We start from the raw sequence: 15,627 nt of genomic DNA, 5'->3' as shown, positions 1-15,627 counted from the left end.
TCGCGTGAAAGATCTCCCGCAAGACCTGTAAGACCGGGCCTGTGTGCTATCTGAACCATAGCGTTCAGAACACCAAAGTACACATTCGTAACCAGTTGTGTGATTTCCTTCCTTAGGCGATGAATACCTAAGACCTAAAGTCAAAAGTATTCAATTTCCGCTTTGGCGGCTCGCTTGTAAATCGGAAGGTAACAAAATGAACTGCGTCTTCAGGATCGTCTGGAATTCGGCGAAGGGCTGCTGGGCCGTGGCTTCGGAGCTGGCGACCGGCGTCAGCAAGGCATCGGCGAGCGGCAGTTCCAAGTCCGGTTCCCAGCTCGAAATGCCCAGGTTTCTGCGGGCCAAGGGACTGCAGGCGTGCGTGGCCTTGGCGCTTCTCGCGCTTGCGGGAGTGGCCTCGGCGGCGAACTGCGGGAACGACAAGGACGTCGGCAAAGCTACGTGTACGAGGCCGGACAATGGCCCGGCATCCGCGCCGGCACCGGCACCGGCACCAGCACCAGCACCAGCACCGGCACCAGCACCAGCACCAGCACCAGCACCAGCACCAGCACCAGCACCAGCACCAGCACCAGCACCAGCACCAGCACCAGCACCAGCACCAGCACCAGCACCAGCACCAGCACCAGCACCAGCACCAGCACCAGCACCAGCACCAGCACCAGCACCAGCACCGGCGCCAGCACCAGCACCAGCACCAGCACCAGCACCAGCACCAGCTCCAGCTCCGGCTCCAGCTCCAGCTCCAGCTCCAGCTCCAGCTCCGGCTCCCGCACCCGCACCTGCAGCGGCACCCGCAGCGGCGCCTGCGGCCGAGCCCGCAATCGCTTCGACGACCACCGAGGACACCGCATCCAAGTCTCCGGAAGCCGAGACGACCGCCGAGGCCCCAGCACCCGCAATCGCGCCGCCCCCCGCCCGGCCGGTCTATCGGACCGAAGTCCCGCTCTTCGCGGCGCTCCCAGCCCAGCTTCGGCAAGCCGATCTCGCGATGCTCGGCAACATGCACGGCCGCGCCGGCGACGCCGGTCCGGACCGCAGCGCCTGGGCGCGCGCGATCTACACCGACCTCGACGTGCGCCAGGCCGGCGGCGCTGGCCCGCAAAGCCGGGGCCACGTCGGCGGCGTGCAGGTGGGCGCCGACCTCCTGGCCGGCGGCAATTGGCGCTTCGGCGTCTACGTCGGGAGCCTGGACGGAAGCGTCGACGTGAGCGGCAACGCGAACGGCACCTTCGGCAGGGTCGGCACCACCGATCTGCAGTCGCGCTATCTCGCCGGCTATGCGAACTGGCGCGACGCTGCCAGCGGCTGGTACGTCGAGGCCGTGCTGCAAGCCGGCCACCACCGCTACAACGCGCGGCCGGACGGCAGCCTGCCGGTGTCGGGCAAGGCGCGCAGCGTATCGGCCTCGATCGAGGCCGGCAAGTCCTTCGCGCTGAGCGAAAGCTGGAGCATCGAGCCACAGGTCCAGCTGATCCGCCAAAGAACGCGCGTGGACGACGTGTCGATCAACGGCGCATTGGTCCAGCAGCATGCCGATGGCGGCTGGATCGGCCGCCTGGGGCTGCGGATCAAGGGCGACATGCCCACCGGCGCGGGCCGGCTGCAACCCTACGCGCGGTTCAATGTCTACCGCGCCAGCTCGGGCGCCGATGTGGTGGATTTCGTTGCCCCGGCAGCAGCCACCCGCGTTGCCAGCGGCAGCGGCTACACCGCGACCGAAGTGGCGGGTGGACTCTCGCTGGCGCTGACGCCGGCGACCACGGTTTACGGCGAGGTCGGCCGCACCTTCAGCGCGGGCGGCGACGCCCGGGTGAAGTCATCGGTGCAGGGCACGATCGGCCTGCGCGTGACCTGGTAGGCGTGCAGACTCGAGGCGCGTGGGGTCGGGCGGTGGCTCAGCCGCGCTCGGGCGGCACGTCGCGGCCTTTCTGGCGCTCCCGGAACAGCGCGGCGCGCATCAGGAAGATGGTCGTCACCGGCGCGCTGAGGGCGACGAAGAACGCAATGAGCACCGCATGCAGGAAGAGGTGCGCGCCCTGGACCGAGAAGTAGACGGTGGTGGCCAGCGTGATGCACCAGGCGCCCAGCGTGGAGCCCAGCGTGGGTGCATGGATGCGCATGAAGAAGCTGGGCAGCCGCACCAGCCCGAAGGAGCCGATGGCGGCGAAGGCGGCGCCGGCGACGGCGAAGACCGCGGTCAGGATCTCGGCCCACAGCGGCAGCGGGCCGGCGATGAAGTCGGTCATTCGATCACCTCGCCGCGCAGCAGGAACTTGGCGAGCGCCGTGGAGCCGACGAAGCCGAACAGCGCGATCAGCATCGCGGCCTCGAAGTACACGCTGCTCGCGTAGACGATGCCGAGCACAAGCATCATCAGCATGCCGTTGATGTAGAGGCAGTCCAGCGCCATCACGCGGTCCTGCGCGGTGGGGCCGATGAGCAGGCGCGCCAGCGCGCAGAGCATGGCCACGGCGAGCAGCAGCAGCGCCAGCTTGAGAGCCCAGAGAAGTACCGGCGTCATGATTCGAAGATCTCCATCAGCGCGCGCTCGTAGCGCGTCTTGATCATGTCGATGAAGGCTGCCTCGTCGTCCTCGTGGAAGACGTGGATCAGCAGGGTCGAGCGGTCCAGCGCGATCTCGCCCCAGGCAGTGCCGGGGGTCAGGCAGAGGATCATGGCCAGCGTGGCGAGCGCGTTGGGGTCGCGGATGGCGAGCGGCACGCGCACGAAGTGCGGCGCCAGGCCGCGGCTGCGCCGGGTGAGCAGCAGGCGGGCCACGGTGAACGCCGAAACGACGAGGTCGTAGGCCACCAGGCCGCACAGCCTGAGGGCCAGCAGCGGCTTGCGCATCTTCGCGCGGGCCGGCCGCAGGCTCTGCGTCAGGAGCGGGACCGCGATCGCGAGCAAGGCCGCCAGCAGCAGCGTGGCCGGCTCCAGCGACTGGTTCAGGAGCAGCCAGACGACGAACAGCGCCAGCGAGAGCAGCGGCGACGGCAGCCAGCGTTTGATCATCGCGCCTGCTCTCCGGCGGGGGTGGTGGGACCGGGCCGCTGGCGCGCGCCGAACACGGCCTCGCGGTAGGCGCTGGGGGAGCGCAGCCCCTGCGCGGTGGCGCTGGCATGCTGCATCACGGGCTCGGCCATCAGCGTGAGGGCGAGGCAGGCGGCCAGCAGCGCCGCCACCGGCAGCACCTCGAGCGCGCGCAGCGCAGGCAGCGTCTGGTGTGGCTGGGTCCAGAAATGGCGGATGCCGGTGCGGCTCAGCGCGATCAGCGTGAGAAAGCCGGAGACCAGCAGCAGCGCCGTGAAGGCCCAGTCGGCCGGCGTGAGGCCGCGCGCGCCGCCGAGCAGGCCCGAGAGCATCGCGAACTTGCCGACGAAGCCCGACAGGGGCGGCAGGCCCGCCAGCAGCAACGTGCAGCCCAGGAAGCTGAGGCCGAGGAAGGCAATACCGGCCGGGATGGCGCGGCCGTACAGCGCCTGGGCGTCGTCGTCGAGGTTCACGTCGTCGAGGTGGCGCAGGTCTTCCGCGAGAAAGGGCGCGTCGCCGGCCGCCTCGTGCGGCGCGATGCTCAGGCCGGCGTTGCGCCAGCGCTCGATCATGTCGATCAGCAGGAAGAAGGCGCTCACCGCCAGCGTGGAGCTCAACAGGTAGTAGAGCGCGCCGGCCCACACGGCCGGCTGCCCCAGCCCGATGGCCGCCAGCAGCGTGCCGGCCGACACCAGCACGCTGAAGCCCGCGAGGTTGGACAGCCGCTGCGTGCCGACGATGCCGAGCGCGCCGCAGAACAGCGTGGCCAGCCCGACCGCGACCAGCACGCCCTGGCCGAAGAGGGCCGAGCTGCCAGCGTCGGGTGCGAACAGCAGGCTCCACAGCCGCAGCACCGTGTAGACGCCCAGCTTGGTTAGCAGCGCGAAGACCGCGCCCACCGGCGACACCGCGGCGCTGTACGCTGGCACCAGCCAGAAGTTGAGCGGCCAGGCGCCGGCCTTGGCGAAGAAGGCGGTGGCGAGGATGGCCGCGGCGGCATGCACCAGGCCGCGATCGGCCTCCGGCAGCTGGGCGATGCGCAGGCCCAGATCGGCCATGTTGAGGGTGCCGGTCATGCCGTAGAGCAGGGCCGCGCCGACCAGGAACAGCGAGGAGGCCGCGAGGTTGATCGCCACATAGTGCAGCCCGGCCTGCACCCGCAGCCGGCCGGAGCCGTGCAGCAGCAGGCCGTAGGAGGCAGCCAGCATCACCTCGAAGAAGACGAAGAGGTTGAACAGGTCGCCGGTCAGGAAGGCGCCGTTCAGGCCCATCAGCTGCAGCTGCAGCAGCGGATGGAAGTGCACGCCCGCGCGGTCCCAGCGCGACGTGGAATAGATGGAGGCGCAGAAGGCGACGACGCCGGTGAGCGCGACCATCAGGGTCGAAAGCCGGTCGGCCACCAGCACGATGCCGAAGGGCGCGCGCCAGTTGCCGGGCAGGTAGACGCCGATCGAGCCCGGCCCGCCGCCGGTGCCGGCGGCATTGACCCAGCGCAGCAGCGCGAGCGCGGCGATGAGGCCCAGCAGGCCGGAGACCACGCTCAGGAAGGACTTGGCGCGGCGGCGCTGCTCGCCCATCAGCAGCATCAGCGCGGCCGTCAGCAGCGGCAGCAGGATCGGCACCGCGACCAGGTGCGGCATACCGAAATCGAGCAGGCGGTCGAGGAAGGAGAACAGCCGCATCATTCCGCGAGCTCCTTCTTCTCTTCACCATCCACATGGTCGGTGCCGCTGAGCCCGCGGGAGGTCAGCAGCACGACCAGGAACAGCGCCGTCATCGCGAAGCCGATCACGATGGCCGTGAGCACCAGCGCCTGCGGCATCGGGTCGGCGGTGTTGGCCAAGGTGGCGGCGACGCCGGGGACCAGCACCGGCTCGCTGTCGATCTTGACGCGGCCCATGCTGAAGATGAAGAGGTTGACTGCGTAGGAGATCAGCGTGAGGCCCATGATCACCTGGAAGGTGCGCGGGCGCAGGAGCAGGTAGACGCCCGAGCCGGTGAGGATGCCGATGGCGATGGCGAGCACGGCTTCCATCAGGCGGTGCCCTTCGCTTCGAGCGCGGCGCGCTCGGCTTCCTTCTCTGCCTGTTCGTCGGCCCAGCGATGGCTGCGGATGGACTGGTGCGCCAGCGCCGTGAGGATCAGCATCGTCGCCCCCAGCACCAGCGCGAACACGCCGATGTCGAAGAACAGCGCGCTCGGCACATGCACCTCGCCCAGCACGGGCAGGTGCAGGTGCGCGGTGTGCGTGGTGAGGAAGGGGTAGCCGAAAACCAGCGCACCGGAGCCGGTCGCCAGTGCCAGCAGCAGGCCGGTGGCGATCCAGCGGCGCGGGTAGATGCGCAGATGCTCCTCCACCCATTCGGCGCCCGAGACGATGAACTGCAGCAGAAGCGCCACCGACATCACCAGCCCGGCGACGAAGCCGCCGCCCGGCTGGTTGTGGCCGCGCATGAAGAAGTAGACCGACACCAGCACCGCGAGCGGCAGCAGGAAGCGCACCAGCACGGCCGGCACCATCAGGTAGCCGACGGCCGTGTCCGGGGCGCGGCGCGGGTTCAGCAGGTCGCTGCTGCCGTCGTCGGGCTGCGCCCGCTGCTGTGCGGGCAAGGCCATGGATTCGGGTGCGGGGCGGAAGCGCCGCAGCAGCGCATAGACCGTCAGCGCGACGATGCCGAGCACGGTGATCTCGCCGAAGGTGTCGAAGCCGCGGAAGTCGACCAGCATCACGTTGACCACGTTGGTGCCCCCGCCTTGGGGCAGGGCGTGCTCGAGGAAGAAGGGCGAGATGCTCTGCGGGAAAGGCCGCGTCATCATGGTCCAGGCAAGCGCCGCCATGCCGCCGCCGGCCGCGGCGGCCACCAACAGGTCGCGCCCGCGCCTGCCCCAGGGCTTGAGGCGCGCGCGCATCGGCTGCGGCTTGGCAGTGCGCATCGGAAGCCAGCGCAGGCCGAGCAGGATCAGCACCGTGGTCACGGTCTCGACCACCAGCTGCGTCAGCGCGAGGTCGGGCGCCGAGAACCAGATGTAGGTGGTGCAGCACACCAGGCCCGCGCCCGAAGCCAGCATCAGCGAGGCCAGGCGGTGGAACTTGGCCTGCCAGGCGGCCGCCACCGCGCAGGTGCAGCCGATGACCCACGTCATGGCGAACATCGGCGAGAAGGGCAGCAGCTCCCGTGTGCCGCGCGCCGCCGGCGCCGGCCACAGCGAGGCGCCGGCCCCGGCCAGCGCCACGACGACCAGCAGCAACAACTGGATCTGCATGCGTCGCGTGCCGAGCACCCGCCGGCTGCGCCGGCCGGCCTCGCTCAGTTGGGCCAGCAGGTGCTCGAACAGGCGTTGGCCGTCGAAACGATGCAGGAGCGGCGTGTATTCGAGAGCACCGCTCGCGCGGCGGCGCCGCTGCAGCAGATAGAGCGCGGCGCCGCCGACCAGCGCGATGAAGCTCATGGCCAACGGCAGGTTGAAGCCATGCCACACCGCCAGGCTGTACTCGGGCAGCACGCCGCCGACCACTGGCATTGCTGCGGTGGCGAGGAAGGCGCCCACCGACCAGGCCGGCGCGACGCCGACCACCAGGCAGATCAGCACCAACAGTTCGGCCGGCACGCGCATCCAGCGCGGCGGCTCGTGCGGCTGCTTGGGCACCTCGGGACCGGGGGGCGGGCCGAAGAAGACGTCGAACACGAAGCGGGCCGAGTAGGCGACGCTGAAAATGCCGGCCAGCGTCGCGATCACAGGCAGGCTGCGGTTGACCCACGGCGTCGCCTGGATGAAGACCGTCTCTGCGAAGAACATCTCCTTCGAGAGGAAGCCGTTGAGCAGCGGCACGCCCGCCATCGAGGCGCTGGCGATGATGGCCAGCGTGCCCGTGATGGGCATGAGCTTGAGCAGCCCGCTGAGCTTGCGGATGTCGCGCGTGCCGCTCTCGTGGTCGATGATGCCGGCCGCCATGAACAGCGAGGCCTTGAAGGTCGCATGGTTCATCACGTGGAAGACGGCCGCGACCGCGGCGAGCGGGCTGTTGAGCCCAAGCAGCAGCGTGATGAGCCCGAGGTGCGAGATGGTCGAATAGGCCAAGAGCGCCTTGAGGTCGCGCTGGAACATGGCGACGTAGCCGCCGAGCAGCAGCGTGGCGGCGCCGGCGCCGCCCACCAGCCAGAACCAGGGCTCGGTGCCGGAGAGCACCGGCCACAGCCGCGCCATCAGGAAGACGCCGAGCTTCACCATGGTGGCCGAGTGCAGGTAGGCCGAGACCGGCGTGGGCGCCGCCATCGCGCGCGGCAGCCAGAAGTGGAAAGGGAACTGCGCGCTCTTGGTGAAGGCGCCGAGCAGGACCAGCACCAGCACCAGCGGGTAGAGCCGGTTGGCGCGGATCTGATCGCCAGAGGCCAGCACCGCGTCGAGCTCGTAGCTGCCCACGATGCGGCCCAGCACCAGCACGCCGGCCAGCAGGCACAGCCCGCCCGCGCCGGTGACCGTGAGCGCCATGCGCGCGCCGCGCCGTGCGTCGCGCCGGTGGTGCCAGTAGCCGATCAGCAGGAAGGAGAACAGGCTGGTGAGCTCCCAGAACAGCACCATCTGGATCAGGTTGCCCGAGAGCACCACGCCCACCATCGACCCCATGAAGGCGAGGAAGAAGGAGAAGAAGCGCGGCACCGGGTCGGAGGACGACATGTAGTAGCGCGCATAGAGCACCACCAGCGCGCCGATGCCGAGCACCAGCATGCAGAACAGCCAGGCGAAGCCGTCCATGCGGAACACGAGCTCGAGGCCCAGCGAGGGGATCCAGCGAATCTCTTCGCGGATCACGTCGCCCGCGGCGAGCCGGGGAAAGAACCATGCTGCCTGCACCGCGCAGCCCAGCGCGACCAGGCCTGCCAGCGTCGATTCCCGGTTGCGCGCATTCGACGGCAGCAGGGCCGCGATCACACTGGCAACGAAGGGAAGTGCGACGAGGAGGGCAAGGGGCATCGCGGTCGATTCTATCGACCGCCCCTCCTGCAAGGCCCTTCGCTCAGGCGGTGAACTGATGCACCGTGCGGATGCCGAGCCAGGTGAGCATCAGCGATCCGGCGACGTGCAATGCGGCGGTGCCGAGGGCCAGGCCCAGGCGCTCGTTCATCAGCATCGAGACGACCTCGGCCGAGAAGCTGGAGAAGGTGGTGAGGCCACCGAGGAAGCCGGTGATGAGCAGCAGGCGCCAGACCGGATCGAGTTGCGGCAGCGCCTGGAACGTGGCCACGGCGATGCCGATCAGGTAGCCGCCGATGAGGTTGGACGCGAGCGTGCCGTAGGGGAAGGCGGTGGTCGTGAGCCAGAGGCCCAGGCCCCAGCGGGCCAGCGCGCCGATCGAGGCGCCTGCGCAGATGGCGAGGACGTGCAGCAGCATGCGAGAAGTATCGCCGCCCTCAGGGTGCCATTTGCCGTGGCAGCCAGGTCACCAGGTCGGGGACGAAGTAGACGATCAGCACGGCCGCCACCATCAAAGCGAACATCGGCAGGGTCACGCGCGCGATGTAGAGCAGGTCCTTGCCGGTCATGCCCTGCAGCACGAAGAGGTTGAAGCCCACCGGCGGCGTGATCTGCGCCATCTCGACCACCAGCACGACGAAGATGCCGAACCACAGCGGATCGATGCCCGCGGCCAGAACCGTTGGCATGACCACGCCCATGGTCAGCACGACCATCGAGATGCCATCGAGGAAGCAGCCGAGCACGATGTAGAACACGGCCAGCATCACCACGAGCTGGAACTTCGACAGGCCGAGCGAGCCGATCCATTCGGCCAAATGGCGCGGCAGGCCGATGTAGCCCATGGCGAGCGTGAGGAAGGCGGCGCCGGCGAGGATCAGCGCCATCATGCAGTACAGGCGCGTGGCGCCCAGCAGCGAATCCCTGAAGGTCTGCCAGTTGAGCGAGCCCTGCGCCGCGGAGATCACCAGCGCCCCCACCACGCCGACGGCGGCCGCTTCGGTGGCGGTGGCGATGCCGGCGTAAATCGAGCCCAGCACGGAGAGGATCAGCACCGCGACCGGGATCAGGCTCAGCGATGCGCGCAGCTTCTGCGCAAAACTCATCGGCGGATCGGGCGGCGGCACGCGCTGCGGATTCAGCAGTGCCCACACAGCGATATAGCCCGAGAACAGCACGGCCAGCAGGATGCCCGGCACCACGCCGGCGATGAAGAGCTTGGCGATCGACACATCGGCGCTCACGCCGTACACGATCATGATGATCGAGGGCGGGATCAGCAGGCCCAGCGTGCCGGCGCCGGCGAGCGTGCCGATCACCATGTCGTCCGGATAGCCGCGCCGCTTGAGCTCGGGCAGCGTCATCTTGCCGATGGTCGCGCAGGTCGCGGCGCTCGAGCCGGAGACGGCGGCGAACACGGCGCAGCCCGCCACGTTGGTGTGCAGCAGGCGGCCCGGAAGATGCTGCATCCAGGGGGCGAGGCCCTTGAACATGTCCTGGGACAACCGGGTGCGGAAGAGCACCTCGCCCATCCAGAGGAACAGCGGCAGGGCGGTGAGCGTCCAGCCTGAGGCCGAGCCCCAGATGGTCACGGCCATCGCATCGCCCGCGGGGCGGGCCGAGAACAGCTGCATGCCGATCCAGGCGACGCCCGAGAGCGTGAGTCCGATCCACACGCCGCTGCCGAGGATGAGAAACAGGGTGGCGATCAGCAGCCCGGCGACGGCGATGTCATTCATGGCGAAGGGCCTCGGCGGTTTCGGGTTTTATCGGCCTGCCGCGCCATTCGATCAGGAACTCGTCGAGGGCGGCGATCGCGAAGATGAGCGCGCCGACGGCCATGCTGAGCTGCGGCAGCCACAGCGGCGTCGCGTCGTTGCCGGTCGAGATGTCGTTGTAGGCGTGCGATTGCCACGCGAGGCGCACGCTGTAGACCGCGAAGAGCACGGCCAGCAGGGCGGCCGCGCCCGTCGCCCAGCGCTCGAGCCAGCGGCGCGGGCCGTGGTGCAGCCTCCCGAGCAGGAGCGTCACACGGATGTGCTCGCCACGCTTGAGGGTGTGGGCCAGCGCCAGGAAGCCGGCGCCTGCCATCAGGTAGCCGGCGTAGGCGTCGAGCCCCGGAATGTTGAAGTGCAGCTGCCGGCCGACGATGGACAGCAGCACAGCCACCAGCAGACCGACCATGAAAAGCGCCGCCAGGGCGGCGGCGCTGTCGTAGAGGAAATCGAGCGTCTTGCGCATCCGGGTCACGCGCGCCTACATCTTCTTGTAGGCGTCGACGATGGCCTGGCCTTCGGGGCCGGCCTTGTCCAGCCATTCCTTGATCATGGTGTCGCCGACCTTCTTCATGTCGGTCTTGAGCTGGGCCGAAGGCGGGTGGATCGTCATGCCGTTCTTCTTGAGCAGTTCCAGGTATTCGACGTTCTTCTTCTTCGACACCTCCCACCCGCGCTTCTCGGCCTCGGCGCCGGCTTTCAGCAGACCGTCCTGCGTGGCCTTGTCGAGTGCGTCGAAGGCCTTCTTGTTCACCAGCACCGCGTTCTTGGGCAGCCAGGCCTGCGTGTCGTAGAAGTTCTTGATGTACTCGTAGGTCTTGGTGTCGTAGCCGGTCGAGCCGGAGGACATGTAGGACTCGATCACGCCGGTGGCCATGGCCTGGGACAGCTCGGCCTGCTGCACGGTGACAGGTTGGGCGCCGACCAGCTCGCCGATGCGGGCCGTCGCGGGGCTGTAGGCACGCCACTTCACGCCCTTGAGATCGGCCGCGGAGGCGATCTCTTTCTTGACGAAGATGCCCTGCGGCGGCCAGGCGACCGCGTAGAGCAGCGTCATCCCCTGCTCGGCCAGCTTTTTCTCGAGCACCGGCTTCTGGGCCTGGTAGAGCTTCCAGGCGGCGTCGTAGCTGTCGGCCAGGAAGGGAATGCCGTCGGTGCCGAAAATCTGCCACTCGTTTTGATAGTTCACGAGCAGGATCTCGCCCATCTGCGCCTGCCCGCTCTGGACGGCACGCTTGATCTCCGGCGCCTTGAAGAGAGCGGCATTCGCATGGACGGTGATCTTGAGCTTGCCGCCGGTCGCCTTGTCGACGTCGCTCGCGAACTGGGTGATGTTTTCGGTGTGGAAGTTGGTGGCTGGGTAGGCCGTGGGCAAATCCCACTTGGCTTGCGCGAAGGCCGTTGCGCCGAGGGTGAGGCCGGCGAGGGCGATGCCGAACTTGCGATTCATGGGCTCTCCAAACGTACGGATGTGAAAAGGCGTCGGGGAGCATACGTGCAAATATCGGGCCACCGCGTGAGGCTTTCCCCTGACGGCGTTGCCCGGCGCGTGCTGCAGCCGCTCGCAAAAAAGCCGCCCGGGGGCGGCTTTCGGTTGGCGGTGCGGCGTGGCCGCACGCAGTGCTCAGGGCTTCGCGTCAGCCTTCTTTGCCGAGCCTTCGGCCTTTTCCTTCTTCGACTCGGCCTTGGCGACCTTGGCCGCCGGCGCCGTGCCGCCGAAGCTCTGGCCGTTGACCGTCAGGCCCTCGGTCGACAGCTTGGCGGCCGCCTTTTCCTTCACGCCCTTGACCCGGTTCATGAGGTCGGGCCAGTCCTTGAAGTCTCCACCTTTCTTCCGCTCATCGATGATGCGCTTGGAGAGCGAGGGGCCCACGCCCCGGATCGCATCGAGCTCGGCATCGCTCGCCTTGTTGGCATCGACGGCCGCCCACGAAGCAGCGGCAAACAGCATGGCCATGACGGCCAGAATCTTCTTCAACATTCTTGAAATTTCCCTGTCAACGTTGTGAAAGGGACGCTCCTCGCGTCCCGTCGCATGCGGATTGCATGCGGCGATGGATTTGAACGAGAAGATCGCGAACGGTGTTGCCGTTGCGACAATTTGAGGGATTTCAGAGCTCTTCCACGCGGCGCGGCGGATAGCTGTCCCAGGCCTGGCAGCCCGGGCAATGCCAGAAGTGCTGGTGGGCTTCGAAGCCGCAGGCGGCGCACCGGTAACGCATCAGCGGCCGCGTGGCCTGGTCCAGGGTGCGCTGCACGGGCTGGCGGTACTGCTCGTGCGCGAAGCGCTCGCCGGCCAGCCAGCGTGAGGCGGCCACCAGCGAGGGCTGATGGCTCAGGTGGGCGATGTAGCCGTCGCGCGGCTCGGGCGGGCTCGAGGCTTCGGCCGCGATATCGTCGGGGAGCATCGGGGTGCCGCCGAGCGCCATGATGGCTTCGAGCACGTCGATGGAGGGCGACTCGGCATAGCGTCGCTGCAATGTGAGCAGCGCTTCGCCGCCGCGCTGCGAGGCGACCGCGGCCTGTTGCAGCATGGCGGCATAGAGCGGCAGTGCCAGCGGGGCGGTCTCGCACAGGGCTGCGAGCGTGTCGTAGGCGCTGGCGGAGTCGCCGTTGCGCAACTGCAGTGCGGCGGTGTCGATGGCCGGCCGCGGCGCCTGCGGGGCCAGGATGACGGCTTGCTCCAGCAGCTGGGCCGCGCTCTGGACATCGCCGGCGGCCACTTGTTCCGCGGCCCGCTCGCAGAGATGGTGGGCGCGGCGCACGCTGTAGCTCGCCTGCTCGGCCTCGTCGAGCTTCTGTGCCACCGCCGCGGCTTGGGTCCACTCGCGCGAGCGCTCGTAGATGGCCAGCAGCGCCAGCCGTGACTCGTTCTCGTAGCGGGTGCCTTCGAGCTTCTGCAGCGCGGCCTCGGCGCGGTCGAGCAGGCCTGCACGCAGGAAGTCCTGCGCCAGCGCATGCTGTGCCCGGTCGCGGTCGGCACGGCTGAGGTCGCCGCGGCCCAGCAGGTGCTCGTGCACGCGCACGGCGCGCTGGTATTCGCCGCGGCGGCGGAACAGGTTGCCGAGCGCGAAGTGCAGCTCCTGGGTGTCGGGGTCGTTCTGCACGGCTTCGATGAAGGCATCGATGGCCTGGTCCTGCTGCTCGTTGAGCAGGAAGTTGAGGCCGCGGAAGTAGGCCTTGGGTGCCTGCCGGTTCTCGATGCGCAGCTGCCGAAGGTCGAAGCGCGAGGCCAGCCAGCCCAGGATGAATGCGAGGGGCAGGCCGAGCAGCAGCCAGCTGAAATCAAAGTCCATGTTGGCGCACGGCGGGAAGGTCGGTGGCGGCTGCCGGTGGCGTGGCCGCGGCGCTTGCTGCAGGCGGGACGGGCGAGGCGGGCAGCTGGGCCGCGGCGCTGCGGTGCTTCCACCAGCCCGGCAGCATGCCGAGCGCGCCCACCACCAGTCCACCGGCAAAGGCGGCGAGCACGACAAGCACCAGCGGGGCGCGCCAGGAGGTGCCGAAGAAGAAGTAGACGGTGGCGTCGTGCTGGTTGTTCAGCGCGAAAGCGAAGAGGGTAAAAAAAATGGCTGCCTTGAGCAGCCACAGGAGATATTTCATGCGCGTCCCCGTTGGCGGGGGAATTCTATGCTTCAGCCTTCGCGCTGACGCTGCTCGGCATCCAGCTCCGCGGTGCGCGCATCGACCGCTTCGCGCAGGGCCTTGCCCGGCTTGAAGTGCGGCACGCGCTTCTCGGGGATCTGCACGCTTTCGCCCGAACGCGGATTGCGTCCGATGCGCGGTGGGCGCCGGTTCACCGTGAAGCTGCCGAAGCCGCGGATCTCGATGCGGTGCCCGCGCACCAGCGCGTCGCCCATGGCGTCAAGAATGGTCTTGACGGCATATTCGGCGTCGCGGTGCGTGAGTTGCGCGAAGCGGGCTGCAAGCTCTTCTACAAGGTCTGAACGAGTCATAAACCACAGAAGGACACGGTGAACCAGAGCTCACCGTGTTTTCGTCTGTTTATTTTTCGTTGTTGGAGTCGAGCTTGGCGCGCAGCAGTGCGCCCAGGCTGGTCGTGCCCGCGTTCTCGCGTGCCGACTGCTGGCTCAGGTTGGCCATCGCGCCTTGCTCGTCGGCCAGGTCCTTCTGCTTGATCGACAGCTGGATGTTGCGGGTCTTGCGATCCACGTTGACCACCACGGCCGTGACTTCGTCGCCTTCCTTGAGCACGTTGCGGGCATCTTCCACGCGGTCGCGGGAGATCTCGCTGGCGCGCAGATAGCCGATGATGTCGTCGCCCAGGTCGATCTCGGCGCCGCGCGGGTCGACGGTCTTGACCTTGCCGGTCACGATCTGGCCCTTGTCATTCACCGTGGTGAAGGTGGTGAAGGGGTCGCTGTCGAGCTGCTTGATGCCCAGGCTGATGCGCTCGCGGTCGACGTCGACGGCCAGCACGATCGCCTCGACCTCCTGGCCCTTCTTGTAGTTGCGCACGGCGGTTTCGCCGGGCTCGTTCCACGAAAGGTCGGACAGGTGCACCAGGCCGTCGATGCCGGCAGCCAGGCCCACGAACACGCCGAAATCGGTGATCGACTTGATCGGGCCCTTGACGCGGTCGCCGCGCTTGGTGTTCTGCGCGAATTCCTGCCACGGGTTGGCCTTGCACTGCTTCATGCCCAGGCTGATGCGGCGCTTGTCCTCGTCGATCTCGAGGACCATGACTTCGACTTCGTCGCCCAGCGAGACGATCTTGTTGGGGGCGATGTTCTTGTTGGTCCAGTCCATCTCGGACACGTGCACCAAGCCTTCGATGCCGGGCTCGAGTTCGACGAACGCGCCGTAGTCGGCGATGTTCGTGACCTTGCCGAACAGGCGCGTGCCTTGCGGGTAGCGGCGCGAGACACCCATCCACGGGTCGTCCCCCATCTGCTTGAGGCCCAGCGAGACGCGGTTCTTCTCGGTGTCGAACTTGAGGATCTTGGCCGTGATTTCCTGGCCGGCCTGCACCACCTCGCTCGGGTGGCGGACACGGCGCCAGGCCATGTCGGTGATGTGCAGCAGGCCGTCGATGCCGCCGAGGTCGACGAACGCACCGTACTCGGTGATGTTCTTGACCACGCCGCGCACGACTGCGCCTTCCTTCAGAGTTTCCATCAGCTTGGCGCGCTCTTCGCCCATGCTGGCCTCGACCACGGCGCGGCGCGAGAGCACCACGTTGTTGCGCTTGCGATCGAGCTTGATGACCTTGAATTCGAGGGTCTTGTTCTCGTAGGGGGTCAGGTCCTTGATCGGACGGGTGTCGATCAGCGAGCCCGGCAGGAAGGCGCGGATGCCGTTGACCAGCACGGTGAGACCGCCCTTGACCTTGCCGCTCGTGGTGCCGGTGACGAAGTCGCCGGATTCGAGGGCCTTCTCGAGTGCGAGCCACGAAGCCAGACGCTTGGCGGTGTCGCGCGAGAGGATCGTGTCGCCGTAGCCGTTCTCGACGCTGCCGATGGCCACGGAGACGAAATCGCCGGCCTGGACTTCGAGTTCGCCCTTGTCGTTCTTGAACTCCTCGATCGGCACGTAGGCTTCGGACTTGAGGCCTGCGTTGACCACGACGTGGTTGTGTTCGACGCGCACGACTTCGGCGGTGATGACCTCGCCGCTGCGCATTTCGGAACGCTTCAGGGATTCTTCGAACAGGTCGGCAAAAGATTCAGACATGTGTCATTTCCTTCCGTCACGCAGGGTTTGCAGTCGCACCATTGCGCCTGGCTGGGTCTGGAGACGGCGGTTGGTGGGCTCGGGGCCCGGGTTGAGTTGAACAACCAGCAAGCCGGTGCGCTGTCGCGCGGCGGGGACCTGCTGGACCGAAAAC

At 67.9% G+C, this 15,627-nt stretch carries 18 protein-coding genes; 1 reads left to right on the top strand and 17 read right to left on the bottom strand.

The window, feature by feature from the left end; translation table 11 throughout:
* Window positions 1–150: 150 nt before the first annotated feature.
* Together GXN78_RS41055 and GXN78_RS41050 are read right to left on the bottom strand one after the other, a co-directional pair.
* A complete protein-coding gene (locus GXN78_RS41055) occupies window positions 151–303 on the bottom strand; it encodes a hypothetical protein (RefSeq protein WP_239142615.1) in 153 nt (50 codons plus the stop codon).
* Window positions 304–437: 134 nt separating this feature from the next.
* Window positions 438–854: a hypothetical protein gene (locus GXN78_RS41050; RefSeq protein WP_239142835.1), complete on the bottom strand. Its 417-nt coding sequence runs from the start codon at window positions 852–854 to the stop codon at window positions 438–440.
* Here GXN78_RS41050 and GXN78_RS41045 point away from each other — a divergent pair.
* Entirely contained in the window at window positions 824–1,861 is a 1,038-nt protein-coding gene (locus GXN78_RS41045; protein ID WP_106556047.1) for an autotransporter outer membrane beta-barrel domain-containing protein, read from the top strand. The genes GXN78_RS41050 and GXN78_RS41045 overlap by 31 nt on opposite strands.
* Window positions 1,862–1,898: 37 nt before the next feature.
* On the opposite strand, the gene mnhG is transcribed toward GXN78_RS41045, so the two are convergent.
* The 15 genes from mnhG to rpsA all read right to left on the bottom strand — a co-directional run bounded on the left by mnhG (window position 1,899) and on the right by rpsA (window position 15,473).
* On the bottom strand, window positions 1,899–2,249 hold the full coding sequence (mnhG, locus tag GXN78_RS05465; RefSeq protein ID WP_106555937.1) for a monovalent cation/H(+) antiporter subunit G: 351 nt from the start codon (window positions 2,247–2,249) through the stop codon (window positions 1,899–1,901).
* Complete coding sequence (locus GXN78_RS05460; RefSeq protein ID WP_106555938.1) at window positions 2,246–2,524, bottom strand: K+/H+ antiporter subunit F; 279 nt, start codon at window positions 2,522–2,524, stop codon at window positions 2,246–2,248. Before GXN78_RS05460 ends, mnhG begins: the two co-directional genes overlap by 4 nt.
* Complete coding sequence (locus GXN78_RS05455; protein WP_106556048.1) at window positions 2,521–3,012, bottom strand: Na+/H+ antiporter subunit E; 492 nt, start codon at window positions 3,010–3,012, stop codon at window positions 2,521–2,523. Before GXN78_RS05455 ends, GXN78_RS05460 begins: the two co-directional genes overlap by 4 nt.
* Entirely contained in the window at window positions 3,012–4,718 is a 1,707-nt protein-coding gene (locus GXN78_RS05450) for a monovalent cation/H+ antiporter subunit D (RefSeq protein WP_106555939.1), read from the bottom strand. The genes GXN78_RS05455 and GXN78_RS05450 overlap by 1 nt, the downstream gene beginning before the upstream one ends.
* Window positions 4,715–5,068 (bottom strand): Na+/H+ antiporter subunit C, encoded by a 354-nt coding sequence (locus GXN78_RS05445; protein ID WP_106555940.1) that lies wholly within the window; start codon window positions 5,066–5,068, stop codon window positions 4,715–4,717. The genes GXN78_RS05450 and GXN78_RS05445 overlap by 4 nt, the downstream gene beginning before the upstream one ends.
* Window positions 5,068–8,007, bottom strand: a complete 2,940-nt coding sequence (locus tag GXN78_RS05440) for a monovalent cation/H+ antiporter subunit A (RefSeq protein ID WP_106555941.1) — start codon at window positions 8,005–8,007, stop codon at window positions 5,068–5,070. Before GXN78_RS05440 ends, GXN78_RS05445 begins: the two co-directional genes overlap by 1 nt.
* 43 nt (window positions 8,008–8,050) lie before the next feature.
* Entirely contained in the window at window positions 8,051–8,425 is a 375-nt protein-coding gene (crcB, locus tag GXN78_RS05435) for a fluoride efflux transporter CrcB (protein ID WP_181360517.1), read from the bottom strand.
* 19 nt (window positions 8,426–8,444) lie between these two features.
* Complete coding sequence (locus tag GXN78_RS05430) at window positions 8,445–9,746, bottom strand: TRAP transporter large permease subunit (RefSeq protein ID WP_106555942.1); 1,302 nt, start codon at window positions 9,744–9,746, stop codon at window positions 8,445–8,447.
* On the bottom strand, window positions 9,739–10,248 hold the full coding sequence (locus GXN78_RS05425; protein WP_106555943.1) for a TRAP transporter small permease: 510 nt from the start codon (window positions 10,246–10,248) through the stop codon (window positions 9,739–9,741). Before GXN78_RS05425 ends, GXN78_RS05430 begins: the two co-directional genes overlap by 8 nt.
* A 15-nt stretch (window positions 10,249–10,263) precedes the next feature.
* Window positions 10,264–11,232, bottom strand: coding sequence for a TRAP transporter substrate-binding protein (locus GXN78_RS05420; protein ID WP_106555944.1), 969 nt, complete (start codon window positions 11,230–11,232; stop codon window positions 10,264–10,266).
* Between the two features lie 174 nt (window positions 11,233–11,406).
* Entirely contained in the window at window positions 11,407–11,763 is a 357-nt protein-coding gene (locus GXN78_RS05415; protein ID WP_106555945.1) for a helix-hairpin-helix domain-containing protein, read from the bottom strand.
* 130 nt (window positions 11,764–11,893) lie between these two features.
* Window positions 11,894–13,078, bottom strand: coding sequence for a lipopolysaccharide assembly protein LapB (gene lapB / locus GXN78_RS05410; RefSeq protein ID WP_106555946.1), 1,185 nt, complete (start codon window positions 13,076–13,078; stop codon window positions 11,894–11,896).
* Entirely contained in the window at window positions 13,068–13,382 is a 315-nt protein-coding gene (locus GXN78_RS05405; protein ID WP_106555947.1) for a LapA family protein, read from the bottom strand. Before GXN78_RS05405 ends, lapB begins: the two co-directional genes overlap by 11 nt.
* A 32-nt stretch (window positions 13,383–13,414) precedes the next feature.
* Entirely contained in the window at window positions 13,415–13,735 is a 321-nt protein-coding gene (locus tag GXN78_RS05400) for an integration host factor subunit beta (RefSeq protein ID WP_106555948.1), read from the bottom strand.
* Between the two features lie 49 nt (window positions 13,736–13,784).
* Window positions 13,785–15,473, bottom strand: a complete 1,689-nt coding sequence (gene rpsA, locus GXN78_RS05395) for a 30S ribosomal protein S1 (protein WP_068685144.1) — start codon at window positions 15,471–15,473, stop codon at window positions 13,785–13,787.
* Window positions 15,474–15,627: the final 154 nt, after the last annotated feature.

Origin of the sequence: Variovorax sp. WS11 (assembly GCF_010499245.1) — a bacterium.
GTDB lineage: Bacteria > Pseudomonadota > Gammaproteobacteria > Burkholderiales > Burkholderiaceae_C > Variovorax.
Note: the sequence above shows the minus strand (reverse complement) of the source record. Positions and strands in the feature narration are given on the sequence as shown.

What these genes read in the sequence shown, in the direction of transcription:
- GXN78_RS41050 (WP_239142835.1), bottom strand. Translation starts at nt 854, where the DNA reads ATGCGGTGTCCTCGGTGGTCGTCGAAGCGATTGCGGGCTCGGCCGCAG.
- mnhG (WP_106555937.1), bottom strand. Translation starts at nt 2,249, where the DNA reads ATGACCGACTTCATCGCCGGCCCGCTGCCGCTGTGGGCCGAGATCCTG.
- GXN78_RS05460 (WP_106555938.1), bottom strand. Translation starts at nt 2,524, where the DNA reads ATGACGCCGGTACTTCTCTGGGCTCTCAAGCTGGCGCTGCTGCTGCTC.
- GXN78_RS05450 (WP_106555939.1), bottom strand. Translation starts at nt 4,718, where the DNA reads ATGATGCGGCTGTTCTCCTTCCTCGACCGCCTGCTCGATTTCGGTATG.
- GXN78_RS05445 (WP_106555940.1), bottom strand. Translation starts at nt 5,068, where the DNA reads ATGGAAGCCGTGCTCGCCATCGCCATCGGCATCCTCACCGGCTCGGGC.
- GXN78_RS05440 (WP_106555941.1), bottom strand. Translation starts at nt 8,007, where the DNA reads ATGCCCCTTGCCCTCCTCGTCGCACTTCCCTTCGTTGCCAGTGTGATC.
- crcB (WP_181360517.1), bottom strand. Translation starts at nt 8,425, where the DNA reads ATGCTGCTGCACGTCCTCGCCATCTGCGCAGGCGCCTCGATCGGCGCG.
- GXN78_RS05430 (WP_106555942.1), bottom strand. Translation starts at nt 9,746, where the DNA reads ATGAATGACATCGCCGTCGCCGGGCTGCTGATCGCCACCCTGTTTCTC.
- GXN78_RS05425 (WP_106555943.1), bottom strand. Translation starts at nt 10,248, where the DNA reads ATGCGCAAGACGCTCGATTTCCTCTACGACAGCGCCGCCGCCCTGGCG.
- GXN78_RS05420 (WP_106555944.1), bottom strand. Translation starts at nt 11,232, where the DNA reads ATGAATCGCAAGTTCGGCATCGCCCTCGCCGGCCTCACCCTCGGCGCA.
- GXN78_RS05415 (WP_106555945.1), bottom strand. Translation starts at nt 11,763, where the DNA reads ATGTTGAAGAAGATTCTGGCCGTCATGGCCATGCTGTTTGCCGCTGCT.
- lapB (WP_106555946.1), bottom strand. Translation starts at nt 13,078, where the DNA reads ATGGACTTTGATTTCAGCTGGCTGCTGCTCGGCCTGCCCCTCGCATTC.
- GXN78_RS05405 (WP_106555947.1), bottom strand. Translation starts at nt 13,382, where the DNA reads ATGAAATATCTCCTGTGGCTGCTCAAGGCAGCCATTTTTTTTACCCTC.
- GXN78_RS05400 (WP_106555948.1), bottom strand. Translation starts at nt 13,735, where the DNA reads ATGACTCGTTCAGACCTTGTAGAAGAGCTTGCAGCCCGCTTCGCGCAA.
- rpsA (WP_068685144.1), bottom strand. Translation starts at nt 15,473, where the DNA reads ATGTCTGAATCTTTTGCCGACCTGTTCGAAGAATCCCTGAAGCGTTCC.